Genomic DNA, 16,720 nt, shown 5'->3' with positions numbered 1-16,720 from the left:
CCTCCAGAATCTCTAAATAAACCCAACCAGGCGCAGGCATAAGGGAACGAGAACAGCGGTCAGCAACCCCGCCAAACCCATGGCCAGCCCGGCGAAAGCGCCCATTTCCTGCCCGCCCTGCATGGCCCGCGCCGTACCAATGCCATGGGCTACCACCCCCAGGGTGAAGCCGACCACATGAGCCTCGCGAATACGCATGAGCGCAAGCAGGGGTTGGGTGATGGCCCCGCCCAGAATACCGGTCAGCATCACCATGGCGGAAGTCAGCGATACCACGCCGCCGAGTTTTTCGGTCAGGCCAATAGCTATTGGCATGGTAACGGATTTGGCCGCCATGGAAATCACGGTGGCTTGTGATGCCCCGAACCACCCGGCCAGAGCCATGGCGGCCGCTACCGCCACGGCGGAACCGACAAGCGCCCCGGCCAGCAATGCCGGCCAATCACGCTGTAAACGTGCCAGTTGATGGTAAAGGGGGACGGCCAAGGCGACGGTGGCAGGCCCAAGCAAAATATGTATGTAACGCCCACCTGAAAAATAAGTGTCGTAATCAATGCCGCCCACCAACAGCACCACCACCAGAAGCAGCGTTGCTACAGCCACCGGATGCAGCCAGGCGCTGTGGCCGGAACGTTGATGCACGGCAAGCGCCAGCCGGTAAGCCACCAAGGTAGCCAGCAGCCAGGTAATCGGCAAGCCGGCAATATGCTGAAGGAGTTCCAAGGCGCCCTCCTTACCGTTTCAGAAACTTGACTGTCGCCGCTGTAGCGGCGATGGCTGCGGCTGTAGCAACCACCAAGGCGATAGCAATTGCCAGCCATTCGTCGACGATGCGATCCAGGTGCGCCACAATGCCTACAGCAGCGGGAATGAAAAGCAGGCTGAGGTGCTTAAGGAAGGCGGCGGTGAAGGTATCGAGTTCGGCGTCTTCTCGGCCCCTGATCACTAAGTAGAAAAACAGCAGAGCCATGCCGACCACTGCGCCGGGAATTGGCAAAGACAAGGCAAACACAAAGGCTTCACCGGCAACCTGAAATGCCAGAAGCTTGATCAAGCCCCCTATCATGGGCCCCTCCTTCCCTAGTAGAGAGCGATCCGCGCCAGATTCACGGCATTCCCCACACTGTTCTTATTCTCATGGTCGAAAAACTGCGCCGCACGCCACCTCCGGCACAGCACACATTCTTATTTATTATGCGCCATTTTAAGCACAACATTTCCGGTGTCCCACCTGGCTCATACGCAAGTATCAAGACACTCCGGCGGTATCACCGCTGCTGGTGTACCACGCTTACTCACCTTGCACACCTTAAACATCAACCAATTAATTAGTCGGTTCTAATATAATGATGTTTTTCACTTAACCTGGAAGAAACATGTCCCGCTACACTGAATTGACCGAGAACATCAAAACCAACCTTGCTCCCGTACGCAAGGGCGTGCCTGAAGTCATGCAGGCGTTTGGCGCCATGAGTAAGGCCGCAAACGCAGAAGGCGCTCTGGACACAAAAACCAAAGAGCTTATTGCGCTGGCTATCGGTGTCGCCATTCGCTGCGACCCGTGCATCGGTTTCCATGCCAAAGAGCTCGTGCGTTTGGGCGCCACCCAGGAAGAAATTCAGGAAATGCTGGGTGTGGCCATGTATATGGGCGGCGGTCCTTCCGTGATGTATGCCGCCAACGCCATGGAAGCGTTTAATGAATTTGCTAGCGCTCAAGCCTGAGTTTGCTCTAGCAGTTCCTCAAGAAACCGATCCACCACAAGATTCTGCCGTCGCCCCGTTCGCGTGACGGCGGCAATCGCCACAAGAAAATTCATTTGTTCAGGCATGATGGCCGCCATCATGCCTTTTTCAACCCAGCCGGCCGCATAATGGTCGGGTAGAAAACCAATGTATTCCCCCGTCAGAATCAAAAAGGCAATGGCCTCGCGGTCAGTTGCCTTGGCAACGCACGACAGGCTCCGGTGTAAATCCAGCGCTTCCGCACTCAGGCGGTAGGTCGGCACGACAGCCGGCGTGCCTGCCACCTGGTTGGCGTCGACTTCGGCCACCTGACTAAACAGGGGGTGGTCGCGGCTGCAGTAAAGCAGGGAACGTTCGTCATACAGCGGGTGGTAGTCCAGGCCGCTGAGCCGGTTGGTCAGAGGCAAGGCCCCCACATGCAGGCGACCGTCAAAAAGCCCTCGCTCGATTTCCCCTGGCGTGCTCATGCTGATGTGGATTTGCACCTCCTGGCTTTGGCGCCGCAGTTCACGCAAGGCCGAGGTAATGCGCATGCGCGGTTGGGTGACAAGGTTGTTCATCAGGCCGATGTTCAGTTCACCTCGCAAGCGCTGGTGCATCAAGTTGATTTCGCTGCGGAAATCCTCAATCGCCCCCATCACAGCAGCACTGGCCCTCAGCACCTCACGCCCCTGATCGGTTAGCGCGAACCCCGCCCTGCCACGCTGGCATAAACGCATGCCCAGGCGTTTTTCAAGGTCGCTCATATGCAGGCTGATGGCCGAGCGGGTGATTCCCAGTGCGCTTTCGGCCGCCGCAAAACTGCCATATTCGGCCACCGTGCGAAACACCCGCAGCAAACGCAGGTCGAAGTCGGTGACTTGGGCGAGCAGGTTTTTTCTCATAGGTGAGTTTTCCCATAAGCATGCTTGAATAAATAGCTATTTTACTTACGCATAATATTTTGCATAATGAAAAGCCTATAAAGGAAACTGCCTTCCACAAGTGGCCGCATACGGCCCCACTGCCTCCCCATTCACCGCCTTTCGGAGACACTCATGAACTTTCCTGCTTATCAACCCGCGGGCCTGGTCGAGTCGCTCAATCTTCGTTCACACTGGATGCCCTTCAGCGCCAACCGCGCCTTCCAAAAAGACCCTCGGATTATTGTTGGTGCCCAAGGCAACTGGCTGTACGACGACAAGGGCCGCCGGGTCTTCGACAGCCTCTCGGGCCTGTGGACTTGTGGCGCCGGCCACGGTCGCGAAGAAATCCAGCAAGCGGTGTCCAAGCAGCTTGGCACGCTCGACTATTCACCCGCCTTCCAATTCGGCCACCCCTTGTCTTTCCAGTTGGCCGAAAAAATCGCAGCGCTCATGCCGGGCAATCTGAACCATGTCTTCTTCACGGATTCCGGTTCGGAAGCCGCCGATACCGCCGTGAAAATGGCGCGCGCCTACTGGCGCCTGAAGGGCCAGCCCGCCAAGACCAAGCTCATTGGCCGCGCCCGCGGCTACCATGGTGTGAATATCGCCGGCACCAGCCTGGGTGGTATTGGCGGCAACCGCAAGATGTTCGGTTCGCTCATGGATGTCGACCACCTGCCCCACACACTGCAACCGGAACTGGCTTTTACACGGGGGCAAGCCGAAACAGGCGGCGTTGAACTGGCTAACGAACTGCTCAAATTAATTGAACTGCACGATGCCTCCAACATCGCCGCTGTCATTGTCGAACCCATGTCCGGTTCTGCCGGCGTGCTGGTTCCCCCCAAAGGCTATCTGCAACGCCTGCGCGAAATCTGCGATCAGCACGGCATTTTGCTGATCTTCGACGAAGTCATTACAGCATTTGGCCGCATGGGCACCACGACCGGCTCCGAGTACTTCGGTGTCACACCTGACATCATGAATATTGCTAAGCAGGTCACCAACGGCGCCATCCCCCTGGGCGGCGTCGTGGCTACCAGCGAGATCTACGATACGTTCATGAATCAGTCCTTGCCCGAGCACATGGTCGAATTTCCTCACGGGTACACGTATTCGGCTCACCCGGTGGCCTGCGCAGCGGGCATTGCTGCGCTCGACCTGCTCGACCGCGATGGCCTGATCCAGCGTTCTGCGGAACTCATCCCTCATTTCGAGAACGCCCTGCATGGCCTGAAAGGCTGCAGTCCCAACGTTATCGACATTCGTAACTGCGGCCTGGGCGGCGCGATCCAAATCGCTGCACGCGACGGCGACCCAGCCATTCGCCCTTACGAAGCCGGCCTCAAATTGTGGGAAAAAGGCTTTTACGTGCGCTTTGGCGGCGACACGCTGCAGTTTGGCCCCACTTTCACCAGCAGCCCGCAAGAACTCGACAGCTTGTTCAATGCTGTGGGCGAAACGCTGAAAGAAATCGCCTAAGTCTTAACTAGAAAAAAGGGCGCCTTGGCCGCAATACAGCGGCGAGGCGCTTTTTTATTTATGGGTTGAAGTTGGTGTTCGGGTTCGCGTGCGGGTTCGGGATCGACGTTGGGATCGGCCCTGAGCTCGGAATCAGGCGCCGGACATCAGGGCCTTCCCAGCAGATACAGCCCGGTGCGCTGTACAAACGACTCATAGCTAATAGGCCGCCCTGCTGCCGCCAACTCGCTGTTGGGTTGCCAGTGCACCCAGGTTCTGCCTGTACGGGCATCGTGCACCACCTTGTAAAGGTAAGCGGGAACAGCCACCCTGCCCTGTCCAATGCGGGCAGGTTCGCCGCTGTAAACGGGCCCGGTAAACACATACACATCGCCCTGAGCCCGCATAATGTATTTACGGGTATCTTGCTCAATGCGGTTCCAGGCCCCGGCATTCTGCACCTGGTTCTGCGGCACCATATTAGCCAGCGAAAAACTCTGCTCCATGGCTTGTGGCGTGTGCATATCGCCCGCTGGCGCCATGTGGCCGCGCGAATAACCTGAATTGCGATAATCCGCCAGCACAGCGCGCTCAGCGGCCGGCAGGCGCGCTTCAGCATAAAAACGGTCGCGGCGCTCTACGCCCCGAGCCTGCTGAATCATCCGCCGGTTCAGGCGCTGAGCTACAAACACTGGGGTTTTCGTGCCGCCATTGTGCAAAATAGCGAAAGCATCAAAACACAGCTCGCGCAAACCCCGTCCCGACGGCACCAATGGCGTGCCTTGCGCAGGGAAGAACTGTCGGCACTGCGTAAATCGGGTCTGGGCATAGGCGCCAGCAGACGGCGGCAAAGCAGCGACGGTCTGCTGCGGCCACCCCCACTGTTCCAATAGCGGCGCCAGAGAGACCTGATCGCGCCATTGAGGGTGCAGAACGGCACTCGCTAAGCCAAACGCTAATAGCGCTGAGCTGCTGAATGCCTTCAGGAAACGAGCCAGATTGCTGCGGGAGCGAGTGCTGCGTCGAGAAGCGGTACGACGTTTGGGTCGGTGAACAGGTTTTTTATTGCGGGCCATACTGCAGGGGGTTGGGCGCAACAGCTTAAGGCGCCGGGCCTCTCATTGTAGGCCACACCCCTTGCCCCCCTTTTCAGGCAACAGCAACTCGTGGAAATGCAACTTTGGTATAAAACCAGATGCTGACCATGCGGCTATACGCTAACCCGCCTTTACGGCCTGAGTTTTCACCCCTATCGAAGGAGCAACCATGCCCGGAAACCTCATGATCATTGCAGGCGCATTGCTAATCATCGGTTCAATAGCCGCCGGTTTCTACCAGATATCCATCAAATGCTCGCAGGCCGGCCCTTCCGGCTGCGAAGAAAGCATGGTCGATCTTATTTCCGCCCTCATGATCGCCAACGAAGGAATTTTCTTCTGGCTGGCCTGGGTGGCGGGCATTTTTCTCATTTGGGGTGGCATGCGGGCAAAAGGGTGAAGCCCCGTCTTCGGGTAAGCAGGCCCACATGATAAAATCATTGCGTTTGAACGCATCTAGTCAAACCTGACCGAGGACGACCTCGGCACGGCATCAGCAACAAGGGACGGCCCTGCTCTTCTACCGGAGTACCTCATGGCCAACCGTCCTGCCCCCTTCCCTGCGCTGACACGCATCCTTTCCAATTTCCCCCGAATCACCTGGCTCCGGCTGTTGAGTTCGTGGCTGATCGTCGGGCTTTTCTCTGCGTATGGCGGGCAATGGCTTGGAGAGCCTCTTAGCGCGATCACGGCAGGCATTATCTTTCTGGTGCTGTTTACAACCATTCTCACAGCATCTTTTGGGGTGGTGCACGAAGCCGATCACCTGGCGCATCAATTGGGCGAACCTTATGGCACCCTGATTCTTACGCTGTCTATCGTCGTGATTGAAGTGATTCTGATTGCTTCCGTACTGCTTGGCCCGGGCGAATTTCCGACTATCGGCCGCGACTCTATTTTCGCCGTCATGATGATTATTCTGAACCTGGTAATGGGGGTCTGCCTGATAGCCGGGTCAATACGCCATGGTGACCAGGAATACAACGCCCAAGGCGCGAGCGCCTACCTTTCAATGATTTTTCTTCTCACCAGCATTGCACTGGTGCTTCCCAACTACACCCATATGTCCGGAGCATTTTCAGCAACGCAGGCAGTTGGCGTCTCGATACTGATCACATTGTTGTATGGGGGTTTTTTGTGGCTGCAAATGCATAGCCACCGGCGGTACTTTGTCCAGCCACCAAAAGGCTTAATGACGATTCAGGCTGCTCCCTGTACAGGCGGGCCGAGACATCATTCCAACGGCTCCGCACCCGCCCCCTACGTTAAGGGCGAAGTGGTTATGCGTTTCGGCATTCTGCTGGCCTTGATTCTCCCCATTGTCCTGTTATCCAGCCACCTGGCGATTGTCACAGATTTTGGTATTGCAGCATCCGGCGCCCCGGCTGCTGTCAGCGGCGTTCTCATTGCCATTATCGTATTTACGCCGGAATCTATCACGGCAGTCAAAGCAGCCATGAATAACGAAATGCAACGCGCCGTCAATCTCTGCCTGGGCGCTTTCGTCTCTACAGTGGGTTTGACGGTTCCAGCGGTTTTAATCACAGGCTTGATAACGGGCAAACAAGTAATCATGGGTTTGTCCAATGCGGATATTGTTCTTTTCGTCATAACCGCCGCTTTGAGCATGTTGACCTTCAGCGGCCAGCGCACTTCACCCATTCAAGGGTTTATGCACCTCACCCTGTTTGCCGTATTCGGCCTGCTGCTGTTCTACCCTTGAGTGGGTGCTGCGCTAGGGGGAGTCGTTGTCATCATGACTCGCACCGGCATAAAAAAATAGAAGGAGCCTCCAATAAATAGTGGCTCCTTCTAAAGACGAAAGTCGAGTGCACAGATTTCTTGCAATAAACCATGCGCACCTTACTTCTCATGGAACTTGCCAGCCCCGATTACTTTTCTGAACACCTGCAGCAATAGACAAACATCACCCAGCACATTCATTCAAGCGAGCAGACTGCCTTCCTTAGCAAATAGGTAAATACATTTCCGTATTCACATTACCCAAGCTGATGGCAGCCGTTAAACTCAATTCCCGCCCACACATAGGCAGGCTATTACAGGGTATCTCTAGACCCCGGCGTAAACCATGAGCCAGAGCTTAATAGCAAGAACTCATTACAGAACGTATCGGATCTGTAACAGAGAAGCAGGAAGATCAAGTTTTATACAGCGAAATCTTCTTTGCTTTTACCCGCTTCCAGCGCGTTCTTCATCCATGCAGGTTGGCGGCCCATACCCGACCATTCTTCGCCGTTAGGGCCCCTGTAACGAACGACAGAAGGTCCGCCACGTTTGCTTGCCCTTTTGGCACCTGCCACGGCAAAGCCGAGATCAGCCGCAGTGATTTCATACTGGGCCATTTTCGCCTTGATCTCAGCTACGATTTCTGCGATTTCTTTTTTCCTGACTTGTTCAGCCTGTTGCATCAATGCTTCTGCTTGGGCTTTCAATTCAAGGTAAGTAGCCATTATGTTTCCTAAGAAGGTGGATTTAAGGGTGCAAGATTAACATATTGAATGCGATAAATGGAATATATGGCATTCATCATCAAACATGTGATTATTAGGGTAATTGAGCGTCAGGCGCAAGTTTCTAGTGCTAATGATTGTTAACGTGCAACTCTTCACGCGTCTTATATACGAGAGTCTGCATGCGTGACTATTTGATTTTCTTCTGACTATCATGGCGTTCATTGTCATGACGACACGAGCGTAAGCAATACACCTACTTCACGCCTCATCGGGCCGCCATCAACGTACTGAGCACATATTTCAGCAACGCCTAAAGCTGCCACATCAGCAACGTCACGCTAATGGGGCTCGCTAACTTCGTTATCAGCATTTAGCGAATGCCGATGTGCGCAGAGCGAATCTCGATGAGCACAGACGTAAAAAAACCCGCCATGTTTGCACACGCGGGTTTTTATTACGGTAGTTAGCTATTGTGGACAGCTAACTGGCGGAGATGGAGGGATTCGAACCCTCGATGCGGGTATAAGCCGCATGCTCCCTTAGCAGGGGAGTACCTTCAACCTCTCGGCCACATCTCCTGAGGAAACCGTGATTCTAGCACGATATTTCCAACTTTTGTAGCAACCAACGATTTTTTATCAGTCTTCGCTAATTGCGTCGGAAGGGGCCTTGTCGAGCTCGAACGCCCGGTGCAGTGCACGCACGGCAAGTTCCATGTATTTGTCGTCGATGATCACCGAAGTTTTAATTTCGCTGGTGCTGATCATCTGAATATTGATGCCTTCTTCCGACAAGGTGCGGAACATGCGGCTGGCGACACCAACGTGGCTGCGCATGCCGATGCCGACGATGGAAACCTTGCAGACTTTATCGTCCGCCACAATTTCTTTCGCACCGACTGCGGGGCCGACCTGGTTCTTAAGCAGCTCCAGTGTGCGGGCGAAGTCGTTGCGGTTTACGGTGAAGGAGAAGTCTGTTGTGCCTTCCACCGATTGATTCTGCAGAATCATGTCTACGTCGATGTTGGCGGCGGCGACCGGCCCCAGAATGGAGTAAGCCACGCCGGGCTTGTCGGGAACGGAAAGCAAGGTGAACTTTGCTTCATCGCGGCTGAAGGCAATGCCCGAGACTACGGCATGTTCCATTTTCTGGTCTTCCTCGAAAGTAATGAGTGTGCCCGAGGACATTTCTTCTTCGAGCGAAATCTGGGGGTCGGTAAGAGAGGACAGCACACGCACGGGAACCTGGTACTTACCCGCGAACTCTACTGAGCGGATTTGCAGCACCTTTGAACCGAGCGACGCCATTTCCAGCATTTCCTCGAAGGAAATGACGTTCATGCGGCGTGCTTCCGGAACAATGCGTGGATCTGTTGTATATACACCATCGACATCGGTGAAAATCAGGCATTCATCCGCCTTCAACGCGGCGGCCACCGCCACGGCAGAGGTATCGGAACCTCCGCGCCCTAAAGTGGTGATATTGCCTTCGTCGTCAATGCCCTGAAAGCCGGTAACGATAACCACTCGGCCCGCATCAAGGTCATTCTGGATGCGGGTACCGTCGATGGAATTAATGCGTGCACGCGTGTAAGAGGAGTCGGTACGCACGGGAACCTGCCAGCCGGTGTAGCTACGCGCCGGCGTGCCAAGGGCTTGCAGTGCCATGGCCAGCAAAGCGCTGCTGGCCTGTTCGCCGGTTGCGGCCAGTTGATCCAGCTCGCGGCCATCAGGCTGTGCGCTGAGTTCCTTGGCAAGGCCAAGCAGGCGGTTGGTTTCCCCAGCCATGGCCGAAGGCACTACCACCACCTGATGACCGGCGGCATGCCATTTGGCCACGCGGCGCGCCACGTTTTGTATGCGCTCGACGGAGCCCATGGACGTGCCGCCATATTTTTGAACGATCAGGGACATCTTCTACTCTGAAGTGGGGACACCGGATTAAGCGCAAGAGCCTGCGCCGCAGGTATCATAGGTCGGATAGAAAAACTGGCTTATTTTACAGTTTTTCCAATGTGTCGTTTGAAGGCAACAAACTGACGCGGCCTCTTACGCAAACAATCCAGTGTTCTTCATGGCGTAAGCGCATGCTGCGATCGTGCCCCAGGGCATGCAAACCCCTTAGCTGGCGGCACAATTCGCGCATGCGGGCGTCGGTTGGCGCCCTCAGGCCATGCAGGCTTAACCAATGGCGCAAAACCAATGTTTGGCGTGCGGGGCCAAGCTCCCGCCAGGCCGCGAGCGAAAAATCAGTTAAATCGGGGCCGGCATCCAGGCGAGAAAAATCCTCGCTAGCCACTTCCTCAAGCAGCCCCGCCAACTCCCGCGCTTGGCGGGCATGGCGCAACAAGATTGAGCGCCAAGCAGGCCAGCGCTCATCCAACACCGGCGCCAGGCGGCGCCGTACGGCCCCCCGGGTGTAGGCGTCATCTAGATTAGTCGGGTCGTCGACAGCGGCCCAGCCACTGAGCTCGGCATATTCGCGGGCACACGCCACAATAAGCGCCCGATCGACTTCCAGCCAGGGGCGCAGGTAGGTGAGGCCGCCGCGTTCCGATATCGCTGCCATGGCCGCCAGACCCACTGGCCCTGTACCGCGCAACAGGCGCATCAAGACGGTTTCGGTCTGGTCATCGCGATGATGAGCCAGCAAGACATGTGACACCCCGGTCGATTCCGCCAGCCGTTTCAGCCCAGCATAGCGTGCGTCACGGGCCGCCGCTTCAATGCCTTTGCCCGAGGCAGCCGCCACATCGACCCGCAAGCTATGACATGGCAGGGCCAACCCTGCAGCCAAAGCGTGCACATGCTCCAGCCAGCCGTCAGCCGCCTGTTGCAGGCCATGATGAATATGAAAGCAATGCAGCTCAACACCCGCACGTTGCCGGGCAGCCAAGGCGGCATGCACGGCCAGCATGGCGGAATCTGCGCCGCCACTTAGAGCCACCGCGACGCGCAGCGGCTGCGAAGGCTCAGGCTCGAGCGTATCGAACACTTGCCGCACAGGCGCCAGCAAGCGGGGTTCGCCAAAACCCCGCGGCAGGTAGCGATGCGCCATGGCGACTTCAGTTATTGACTTCGTTGAACCGCCCGTAGGACATCAGGCGCTGCAGACGTTGTTCAACGAGCTCTTCGGGCGTCATACCCGACACTTGGCGCAGGGAATCTGCCAAGGCGCGGTTCAACTGGCGAGCCATGGTGACTGGGTCGCGGTGTGCTCCGCCGATAGGCTCGTTGACGATGCGATCGATCAGGCCGAGATCCTTCAACCGGGGAGCGGTGATAGCCAGCGCTTCGGCTGCCGTAGAGGCTTTATCCGGGCTACGCCACAAGATAGAAGCACAGCCTTCGGGGGAGATGACTGCGTAGGTGGAATACTGCAGCATCATCACCACGTCGCCCACCGCAATAGCCAGCGCACCGCCCGACCCGCCTTCACCAATAATGGTGGTGATGATGGGTACTTTGAGTTCGGCCATCGCATACAGATTGTGGCCAATGGCTTCCGACTGGCCACGTTCTTCCGCCCCAATGCCCGGGTAAGCACCCGGTGTATCGACAAACGTGAAAATGGGCAGTTGGAATTTTTCGGCCAAACGCATCAGGCGCAAGGCCTTGCGATAGCCTTCGGGGCGCGGCATGCCGAAGTTGCGCATGGCGCGCTCCTTGGTATCACGGCCCTTCTGATGCCCGATCACCATGCATGGCGTGCCATTGAAGCGCGCCAGGCCGCCAACGATGGAGCGGTCGTCTGCATACATACGATCGCCGTGCATTTCGTGGAAATCAGTGAAGATTTCCCGTACGTAATCGAGTGTATAGGGGCGTTGCGGATGCCGCGCCACCAGCGCCGTCTGCCAAGGGGTGAGTTTGGCGTAGATGTTTTTGGCCAATGCCGTGTTCTTTTGTTGCAACCGGCTGATTTCGTCGGAAATATCGACGGCAGAGTCGGACTGCACGAACCGGAGCTGCTCTATTTTGCTTTCAAGCTCGGCCAGAGGCTGTTCGAAATCCAGGTATGTATTACGCATGGGTTGTGAAATCCTAGTGATCAGTACTGCGCTGCGGCAGGATCCAGGCTGCGCCACAAGAACCAGGTGGCTACCGTGCGCCACGGCGCCCAGGCTTGGGCCACTTCACGCGCCTCGAATCGCGAGACGGGTTCCCCGCTGAAGTAGTGTAACGAAATTGCCTTGATCAGGCGCGAATCGTCTAGCGGAAGCACATCGGAACGCTGCAGATGAAAAATCAGGAACATCTCGGCCGTCCAGCGCCCTATGCCGCGAATCGCGCATAGTTCGGCCACAACGGCTTCATCGTCCATTTCGCCCCAGCGCGCCGGCCGGACTTTCTTCTCAGCAAAATGGGTAGCGAGATCGGTAATGTAATCCGCCTTGCGTTTGGGCAAGGCTGCAAGTGTTGGGTCTTCAGCTGCCAGGCGCAACACCTTAGACGGGGTGGGCTTTCCGCCGCACCCAGCAGTGAAGCGTTTCCAGGCTGCGTCGGCGGCCTTGGCTGAACTTTGTTGACCAATAAGGGCGCGCGCCAATGTGACGAAGGGCTCCTGGGGGGTTGCCAGCCAGTCACCCTCGTACTGAGGAATGATGCGGCGCAGGATGCGGTCGCGCTCTACAAGCGCAGCGACGGCTTCATCCCAGTATGCGGGCTTGTCAGACTGACGTGCAATATTGTGCATGCCGGTTCCCATCAGGCGCGACGCCATTGTGTCACGCCGCCAGGGCGATCTTCGAGCTCCACGCCTGCCGCTTGCAAGGTATCGCGAATACGGTCGGCCTCGGCGAAATCACGTTGCTGCTTAGCGTCGCTGCGCGCTTGTATCAGGGCCTCGATCTGCTCAGCGCTAAGTTCAGTTTCGGCCGCGCCCTGCCCCAGATAACGGGTGGGCGAGCGCAAATATACCAGCGGATCGTTTTGCAACAGGCCAAGCACGCCTCCCAACGCCTTGAGTAGGCCGGATACCTGACTGGACTTCGTGCGGTTGGCTTCGCCGGCCAGCTCAAAGAGCACGGCCACCGCCCCTGCGGAATTGAAGTCATCGTTCATGGCATCGCGAAACTCGCGGCAATATGGCGCCTCCCAGTCGATTTCCACCTCTTGCGGCGGCACATTAGCCAGCGCTTGGTAGAGGCGATCCAGCGCATGCTGAGCATCGATCAGGTTATCTGCGGCGTAGTTCTGCACGCTGCGGTAATGGTTGCGCACAATGAAGAAGCGCAGCATTTCGGCTTCGCGCGGGTTCACCGCGTAATCCGCCACGCTATCGGAGGGCTCGCCCTCGGCTGCAATCGCCGACCGGATTCGCAGGAAGTTGCCCAGCGACTTAGACATTTTGTCTGCGTCCACCATCAAGGGGCCGCAATGCATCCAAATGGAAGCCAGGCTGCCGCCAAACGCACCCTCGGTTTGGGCGATTTCGTTCTCGTGGTGAGGAAATTTCAAATCCGGGCCGCCGCCATGGATATCCAGCGGCAACCCCAACAAGGCTTTACTCATGGCCGAGCATTCAATATGCCAGCCAGGTCGGCCCCGCCCGTAGTCAGAATCCCACTTAGACTCTTCGGGTTCTTCGTCTTTGGCAGCCTTCCACAGCACGAAATCCAGGGGGTCGCGCTTGCCGGAAGTAACGGCGACGCGTTCGCCTGCGCGCAGATCGTCAAGCGATTTGCCCGACAGCTTTCCATAGCCCGGGAAACCGCGCACGGAATAGTTAACATCGCCGTCTTCAGTGCGATAGGCCAGATCTTTTTCTTCCAGGCGCGAAATAATGTCCAGCATGTCGCCCACGTGTTCCGTGGCGCGCGGCTCATGGTCGGGCGACTGCACGCCCAGCGCCCGCTCATCGGCGTGCATGGCATCAATAAAAAACGATGTCACTTCACCCAGACGTCGGCCGGTTTCAACCGCACGCCGAATGATTTTGTCATCGATATCGGTAATATTGCGTACGTAGGTGACGCGATACCCTGACGCCCGCAACCAACGCTGAACAATGTCGAAGCCCACCAACATGCGCGCGTGGCCCAGGTGACAGAAGTCGTACACCGTCATGCCACATACATACATGCGGACGTGTCCAGGCTCAACGGGGCGCAGCGCTTCCTTGTTGCGCGTGAGGGTATTATGAATTTGCAGCATCTGCCGTTCTTGTGTCGAATATCGCAAGCAATGCTCTCTTTTCAGGCCCCGGCCATACGGCCAAGGCACGAAAGGCCCGCTAAAACGGGCCATCTGATGAAAGCACGGCTAAAATGGAGGTCTTTAAGTATAGCAAGACGACTCCAGGAAACGTGCTCGTGAGCTCATCGCCCTTTCTCCAAGCCTTGTCCGCCGGTGCCTCCACTGCGGCACTCCTGCTCTGTGCGCCTGTCGTTTCGGCGCAAGGCGCGCCTGCGACGCTCAGCCAGAGCGATCAATACCTATTTCCTGGCGAAAAGCCTGAAGACTCTGGCTGGAAGGGTTTGGCCCGCCTGCTCGAAGCCCTCGAACCAAACGTAGATACCAGCATTCCACTGACGCCTTCGGAAATCACCGACCGCATCGCTCAAATGCTGGATCAGGGTCAGGCCGCCGCCGCCCTGGAAACCATCGAGAAGCGCAAAGCCCAGTACGCCGAAACCCCAGACCCTCTCGGCAACGATGTGCAGCTTATGTTCCTCAACGCTCGAGCACTCGCTACTTTGGGGCGGCATGAAGAAGCCATTGCCATCTACCGCGAGATGACGCAGAAATATCCAGAACTCCCTGAACCCTGGAACAATCTGGCAGCGGAATATGTCAAAACCGGCAGGCTGGATATGGCGGAGCAATCACTGAATATGGCACTTCATGCAAACCCTGAATATCGGGATGCGCGAGCCAATCTGGGCCGAGTGCAACTGCTGCAGGCCGAAGCCTCATTCCGCGCCGCTGAACAAGCCAGCCGCTGATCTCCTCCACTTTTTCAGAAACTGTAAACATCCATGGCTGATACACGCTTGAAATTCAACCGGCCGAGCCTCAAACGGTTTGGCGCCGCCCTGTTTGCCTCCGCCCTGCTTGCAGCAGGCACGAGCGCAGCAGCCGACAACTCCTCCACTAATGAAGGGAATTCCCCCATGACAACTGAAACCCGCGTCAAGCTTCAGACCAATCACGGCGACATCATTATTGCTTTGGATGCTGAAAAAGCGCCTAAAACAAGCGAAAACTTCCTGAGCTACGTGCGCGATGGCTTCTACGACGGCACGGTATTCCACCGCGTCATCAACAACTTCATGATTCAAGGCGGTGGTTTTGAACCCGGCATGAAGCAAAAGAAAACCGGCGAGCCTGTAGAAAATGAAGCCAATAACGGCCTGAAAAACGACCGCTACACCGTCGCCATGGCCCGCACTTCCGACCCTCACTCGGCTACAGCACAGTTCTTCATTAACGTCGCCGACAACGACTTTCTGAACCATACCGCCCCCACCACCAACGGTTGGGGCTATGCCGTATTCGCTAAAGTGGTAGAAGGCACAGAAACCGTTGACAAAATCAAAGGCGTGAAAACCGGCAGCCGCGGCTTCCATCAAGACGTCCCCGTCGAAGACGTCATCATCGAGAAAGCCTCGGTCGTTGAATAAGCTTCACATACCGGGCCGCATCTGGGTGGCATCCGACATCCATTTGGGCCCGGACTCTCCGGCCACAGCCGCCGCATTTTTCGATTTTCTGGAACAGGCGCGGCTACAGGCCGATGCGCTAATTCTCGCAGGCGACATCTTCGACGCCTGGATCGGCGACGATGCCGCACTTCAACCCGAGCCTTGGTTGCAACAGGCGATGGATGCCATGAAAACCACTGCCGCCCGCATCCCAGTATGGTTAGGGCGTGGCAATCGCGACTTTCTTATCGGTAAAAGCCTGTTAAGACAGATAGGCGCACACGCCCTGCCCGAGCCGGTTGTGCTTGCAACTGATGCAGGGCAAATTCTGCTGGCGCACGGCGATGAATACTGCACGGCCGACCAGGCCTATCAGCGCTTTCGCCGCATTGTGCGCAACCGGGTGGTGCAACGCAGCTATCTTGCCTTGCCTTTGCGGCTGCGCCGTGGCATTGCCAACTGGGCACGTTCCCGCAGCCGTCATTCCAACCAATATAAATCCGCCGTCATCATGGACGTGGAGCAGTCAGCTATTGCGCACGCCCTACGCACAGCGGGCGTCTGTATGCTGATACATGGTCACACGCACCGCCCGGCTCGCCATGAGTGGACAATGGAAGGCTGCAAGTACGAACGCCTGGTGCTGCCCGATTGGGATTTTGACCATGCCGACACAGCACGCGGCGGATGGATAGCCATTAATGCAGACGGCGCGCGCCTGCAGCAATACTAGCGGCTTGTCGGGTCAGTCGGTGGGCGCTTCAGCATCATCAGGCACACGCCGCAGGTAAACCTCGGGATACTGGGCTGTCCAGAGATCGCCGGACTCAATATCAAACCACCAGCCATGCAAGGCCAGCCTGCCGGCATCAACCTCACTCTTGATCCAGGGATAAGTCAGCAAGTTATTCAAGGACCCCGATATGGCCGCACGCTCGACCAAGCTGGGGTGCTGTTCCAGCAACTCAAGCGATATGGGTTCGCGATACCCATCAGGGCCATTCACATAGAGCTCGGTGGCCCGGTGCGCCAGACTCACCCAGGGGCCGATGAAGTCGCGCTCTATTTCTTTTCCCATGGCCTTGGTGATCATGGCACGTATACCCCCGCACTGGGCATGTCCGAGAACAATAATATGATCGACCTGAAGATCTCGCACCGCATATTCGATGGCGGCCGATGTGCCGTGCAGTTCTTCGTCGGGCTCGTACGGTGGCACCAGATTGGCCACGTTGCGCACCGTAAACAGCTCACCGGGCTGGGCCTGCATGAGCAAGCCGGTTTCCACCCGCGAATCACAACAGGCGATGATAAGCGTGGCAGGCGCCTGACCTTCTGTATTCAGGCGCTTCATCAATTCCGGATGTCGTTCGTAGTACTCGGTTCGGAAGTT

General features: G+C 56.8%; 18 protein-coding genes and 1 tRNA gene. 7 read left to right on the top strand and 12 right to left on the bottom strand.

The features are described 5' to 3' along the window. Positions 1-12: 12 nt before the first annotated feature. Together VRY85_RS08405 and VRY85_RS08400 are read right to left on the bottom strand one after the other, a co-directional pair. A complete protein-coding gene (locus VRY85_RS08405) occupies positions 13-723 on the bottom strand; it encodes an LrgB family protein (RefSeq protein WP_414598139.1) in 711 nt (236 codons plus the stop codon). Between the two features lie 10 nt (positions 724-733). Next, on the bottom strand, positions 734-1,066 hold the full coding sequence (locus tag VRY85_RS08400; protein ID WP_414598138.1) for a CidA/LrgA family protein: 333 nt from the start codon (positions 1,064-1,066) through the stop codon (positions 734-736). A gap of 310 nt (positions 1,067-1,376) precedes the next feature. On the opposite strand from VRY85_RS08400, the gene VRY85_RS08395 reads away from it, so the two are divergent. Then, entirely contained in the window at positions 1,377-1,724 is a 348-nt protein-coding gene (locus VRY85_RS08395; RefSeq protein WP_414598137.1) for a carboxymuconolactone decarboxylase family protein, read from the top strand. Here VRY85_RS08395 and VRY85_RS08390 read toward each other — a convergent pair. Continuing rightward, entirely contained in the window at positions 1,715-2,629 is a 915-nt protein-coding gene (locus VRY85_RS08390; protein WP_414598136.1) for a LysR family transcriptional regulator, read from the bottom strand. The two genes, VRY85_RS08395 and VRY85_RS08390, sit on opposite strands and share 10 nt — an antisense overlap. Before the next feature lie 153 nt (positions 2,630-2,782). On the opposite strand from VRY85_RS08390, the gene VRY85_RS08385 reads away from it, so the two are divergent. Then, positions 2,783-4,132, top strand: a complete 1,350-nt coding sequence (locus VRY85_RS08385; RefSeq protein WP_414598135.1) for an aspartate aminotransferase family protein — start codon at positions 2,783-2,785, stop codon at positions 4,130-4,132. A 146-nt stretch (positions 4,133-4,278) separates the two neighbouring features. Here VRY85_RS08385 and VRY85_RS08380 read toward each other — a convergent pair whose 3' ends face one another. Next, positions 4,279-5,187, bottom strand: coding sequence for a DNA/RNA non-specific endonuclease (locus VRY85_RS08380; RefSeq protein ID WP_414598134.1), 909 nt, complete (start codon positions 5,185-5,187; stop codon positions 4,279-4,281). A 190-nt stretch (positions 5,188-5,377) separates the two neighbouring features. On the opposite strand from VRY85_RS08380, the gene VRY85_RS08375 reads away from it, so the two are divergent. Further along, positions 5,378-5,608: a hypothetical protein gene (locus tag VRY85_RS08375; protein WP_414598133.1), complete on the top strand. Its 231-nt coding sequence runs from the start codon at positions 5,378-5,380 to the stop codon at positions 5,606-5,608. A gap of 135 nt (positions 5,609-5,743) precedes the next feature. After that, entirely contained in the window at positions 5,744-6,931 is a 1,188-nt protein-coding gene (locus VRY85_RS08370) for a calcium:proton antiporter (protein ID WP_414598132.1), read from the top strand. A 442-nt stretch (positions 6,932-7,373) separates the two neighbouring features. Here VRY85_RS08370 and VRY85_RS08365 read toward each other — a convergent pair whose 3' ends face one another. The 7 genes from VRY85_RS08365 to cysS form a co-directional block, all read right to left on the bottom strand. After that, positions 7,374-7,661 (bottom strand): H-NS family nucleoid-associated regulatory protein, encoded by a 288-nt coding sequence (locus tag VRY85_RS08365; RefSeq protein ID WP_414598131.1) that lies wholly within the window; start codon positions 7,659-7,661, stop codon positions 7,374-7,376. Between the two features lie 506 nt (positions 7,662-8,167). Further along, positions 8,168-8,260: transfer RNA gene (locus VRY85_RS08360), tRNA-Ser, on the bottom strand. A gap of 60 nt (positions 8,261-8,320) precedes the next feature. Further along, on the bottom strand, positions 8,321-9,595 hold the full coding sequence (locus VRY85_RS08355; RefSeq protein ID WP_414598130.1) for an aspartate kinase: 1,275 nt from the start codon (positions 9,593-9,595) through the stop codon (positions 8,321-8,323). A gap of 85 nt (positions 9,596-9,680) precedes the next feature. Further along, positions 9,681-10,739 carry a tRNA lysidine(34) synthetase TilS gene (tilS, locus tag VRY85_RS08350; protein WP_414598129.1) on the bottom strand — a complete coding sequence of 353 codons (1,059 nt, stop codon included), beginning with the start codon at positions 10,737-10,739 and terminating at the stop codon, positions 9,681-9,683. Positions 10,740-10,746: 7 nt separating this feature from the next. Continuing rightward, a complete protein-coding gene (locus tag VRY85_RS08345; RefSeq protein WP_414598128.1) occupies positions 10,747-11,712 on the bottom strand; it encodes an acetyl-CoA carboxylase carboxyltransferase subunit alpha in 966 nt (321 codons plus the stop codon). A gap of 20 nt (positions 11,713-11,732) precedes the next feature. After that, positions 11,733-12,404, bottom strand: a complete 672-nt coding sequence (locus VRY85_RS08340) for a DNA-3-methyladenine glycosylase family protein (RefSeq protein WP_414598127.1) — start codon at positions 12,402-12,404, stop codon at positions 11,733-11,735. Then, a complete protein-coding gene (cysS, locus tag VRY85_RS08335; protein WP_414598126.1) occupies positions 12,389-13,837 on the bottom strand; it encodes a cysteine--tRNA ligase in 1,449 nt (482 codons plus the stop codon). The genes VRY85_RS08340 and cysS overlap by 16 nt, the downstream gene beginning before the upstream one ends. A gap of 158 nt (positions 13,838-13,995) precedes the next feature. Here cysS and VRY85_RS08330 point away from each other — a divergent pair, with 158 nt between their 5' ends. The 3 genes from VRY85_RS08330 (at position 13,996) to VRY85_RS08320 (ending at position 16,060) form a co-directional block, all read left to right on the top strand. Then, positions 13,996-14,628 carry a tetratricopeptide repeat protein gene (locus VRY85_RS08330; RefSeq protein WP_414598125.1) on the top strand — a complete coding sequence of 211 codons (633 nt, stop codon included), beginning with the start codon at positions 13,996-13,998 and terminating at the stop codon, positions 14,626-14,628. Between the two features lie 168 nt (positions 14,629-14,796). After that, the gene (locus VRY85_RS08325; RefSeq protein WP_414598250.1) at positions 14,797-15,306 is read left to right on the top strand and encodes a peptidylprolyl isomerase; all 510 of its coding nucleotides are present in this window, start codon (positions 14,797-14,799) and stop codon (positions 15,304-15,306) included. Beyond that, positions 15,299-16,060, top strand: coding sequence for a UDP-2,3-diacylglucosamine diphosphatase (locus tag VRY85_RS08320; protein WP_414598124.1), 762 nt, complete (start codon positions 15,299-15,301; stop codon positions 16,058-16,060). The genes VRY85_RS08325 and VRY85_RS08320 overlap by 8 nt, the downstream gene beginning before the upstream one ends. A 12-nt stretch (positions 16,061-16,072) precedes the next feature. Here the strand turns inward: VRY85_RS08320 and VRY85_RS08315 are convergent, their stop codons facing one another. Continuing rightward, positions 16,073-16,681 carry a carbonic anhydrase gene (locus tag VRY85_RS08315; RefSeq protein ID WP_414598123.1) on the bottom strand — a complete coding sequence of 203 codons (609 nt, stop codon included), beginning with the start codon at positions 16,679-16,681 and terminating at the stop codon, positions 16,073-16,075. Positions 16,682-16,720 lie beyond the last annotated feature (39 nt).

It is taken from the genome of Achromobacter sp. F4_2707 (assembly GCF_047501535.1).
GTDB lineage: Bacteria > Pseudomonadota > Gammaproteobacteria > Burkholderiales > Burkholderiaceae_B > Yanghanlia.
Note: the sequence above shows the minus strand (reverse complement) of the source record. Positions and strands in the feature narration are given on the sequence as shown.

Bases quoted from the DNA above. Each gene is read 5' to 3' on its own strand.
- VRY85_RS08400 (WP_414598138.1), bottom strand. From the start codon at position 1,066: ATGATAGGGGGCTTGATCAAGCTTCTGGCATTTCAGGTTGCCGGTGAA.
- VRY85_RS08395 (WP_414598137.1), top strand. From the start codon at position 1,377: ATGTCCCGCTACACTGAATTGACCGAGAACATCAAAACCAACCTTGCT.
- VRY85_RS08390 (WP_414598136.1), bottom strand. From the start codon at position 2,629: ATGAGAAAAAACCTGCTCGCCCAAGTCACCGACTTCGACCTGCGTTTG.
- VRY85_RS08385 (WP_414598135.1), top strand. From the start codon at position 2,783: ATGAACTTTCCTGCTTATCAACCCGCGGGCCTGGTCGAGTCGCTCAAT.
- VRY85_RS08380 (WP_414598134.1), bottom strand. From the start codon at position 5,187: ATGGCCCGCAATAAAAAACCTGTTCACCGACCCAAACGTCGTACCGCT.
- VRY85_RS08375 (WP_414598133.1), top strand. From the start codon at position 5,378: ATGCCCGGAAACCTCATGATCATTGCAGGCGCATTGCTAATCATCGGT.
- VRY85_RS08370 (WP_414598132.1), top strand. From the start codon at position 5,744: ATGGCCAACCGTCCTGCCCCCTTCCCTGCGCTGACACGCATCCTTTCC.
- VRY85_RS08355 (WP_414598130.1), bottom strand. From the start codon at position 9,595: ATGTCCCTGATCGTTCAAAAATATGGCGGCACGTCCATGGGCTCCGTC.
- tilS (WP_414598129.1), bottom strand. From the start codon at position 10,739: ATGGCGCATCGCTACCTGCCGCGGGGTTTTGGCGAACCCCGCTTGCTG.
- VRY85_RS08345 (WP_414598128.1), bottom strand. From the start codon at position 11,712: ATGCGTAATACATACCTGGATTTCGAACAGCCTCTGGCCGAGCTTGAA.
- VRY85_RS08340 (WP_414598127.1), bottom strand. From the start codon at position 12,404: ATGGCGTCGCGCCTGATGGGAACCGGCATGCACAATATTGCACGTCAG.
- cysS (WP_414598126.1), bottom strand. From the start codon at position 13,837: ATGCTGCAAATTCATAATACCCTCACGCGCAACAAGGAAGCGCTGCGC.
- VRY85_RS08325 (WP_414598250.1), top strand. From the start codon at position 14,797: ATGACAACTGAAACCCGCGTCAAGCTTCAGACCAATCACGGCGACATC.
- VRY85_RS08315 (WP_414598123.1), bottom strand. From the start codon at position 16,681: ATGAAGCGCCTGAATACAGAAGGTCAGGCGCCTGCCACGCTTATCATC.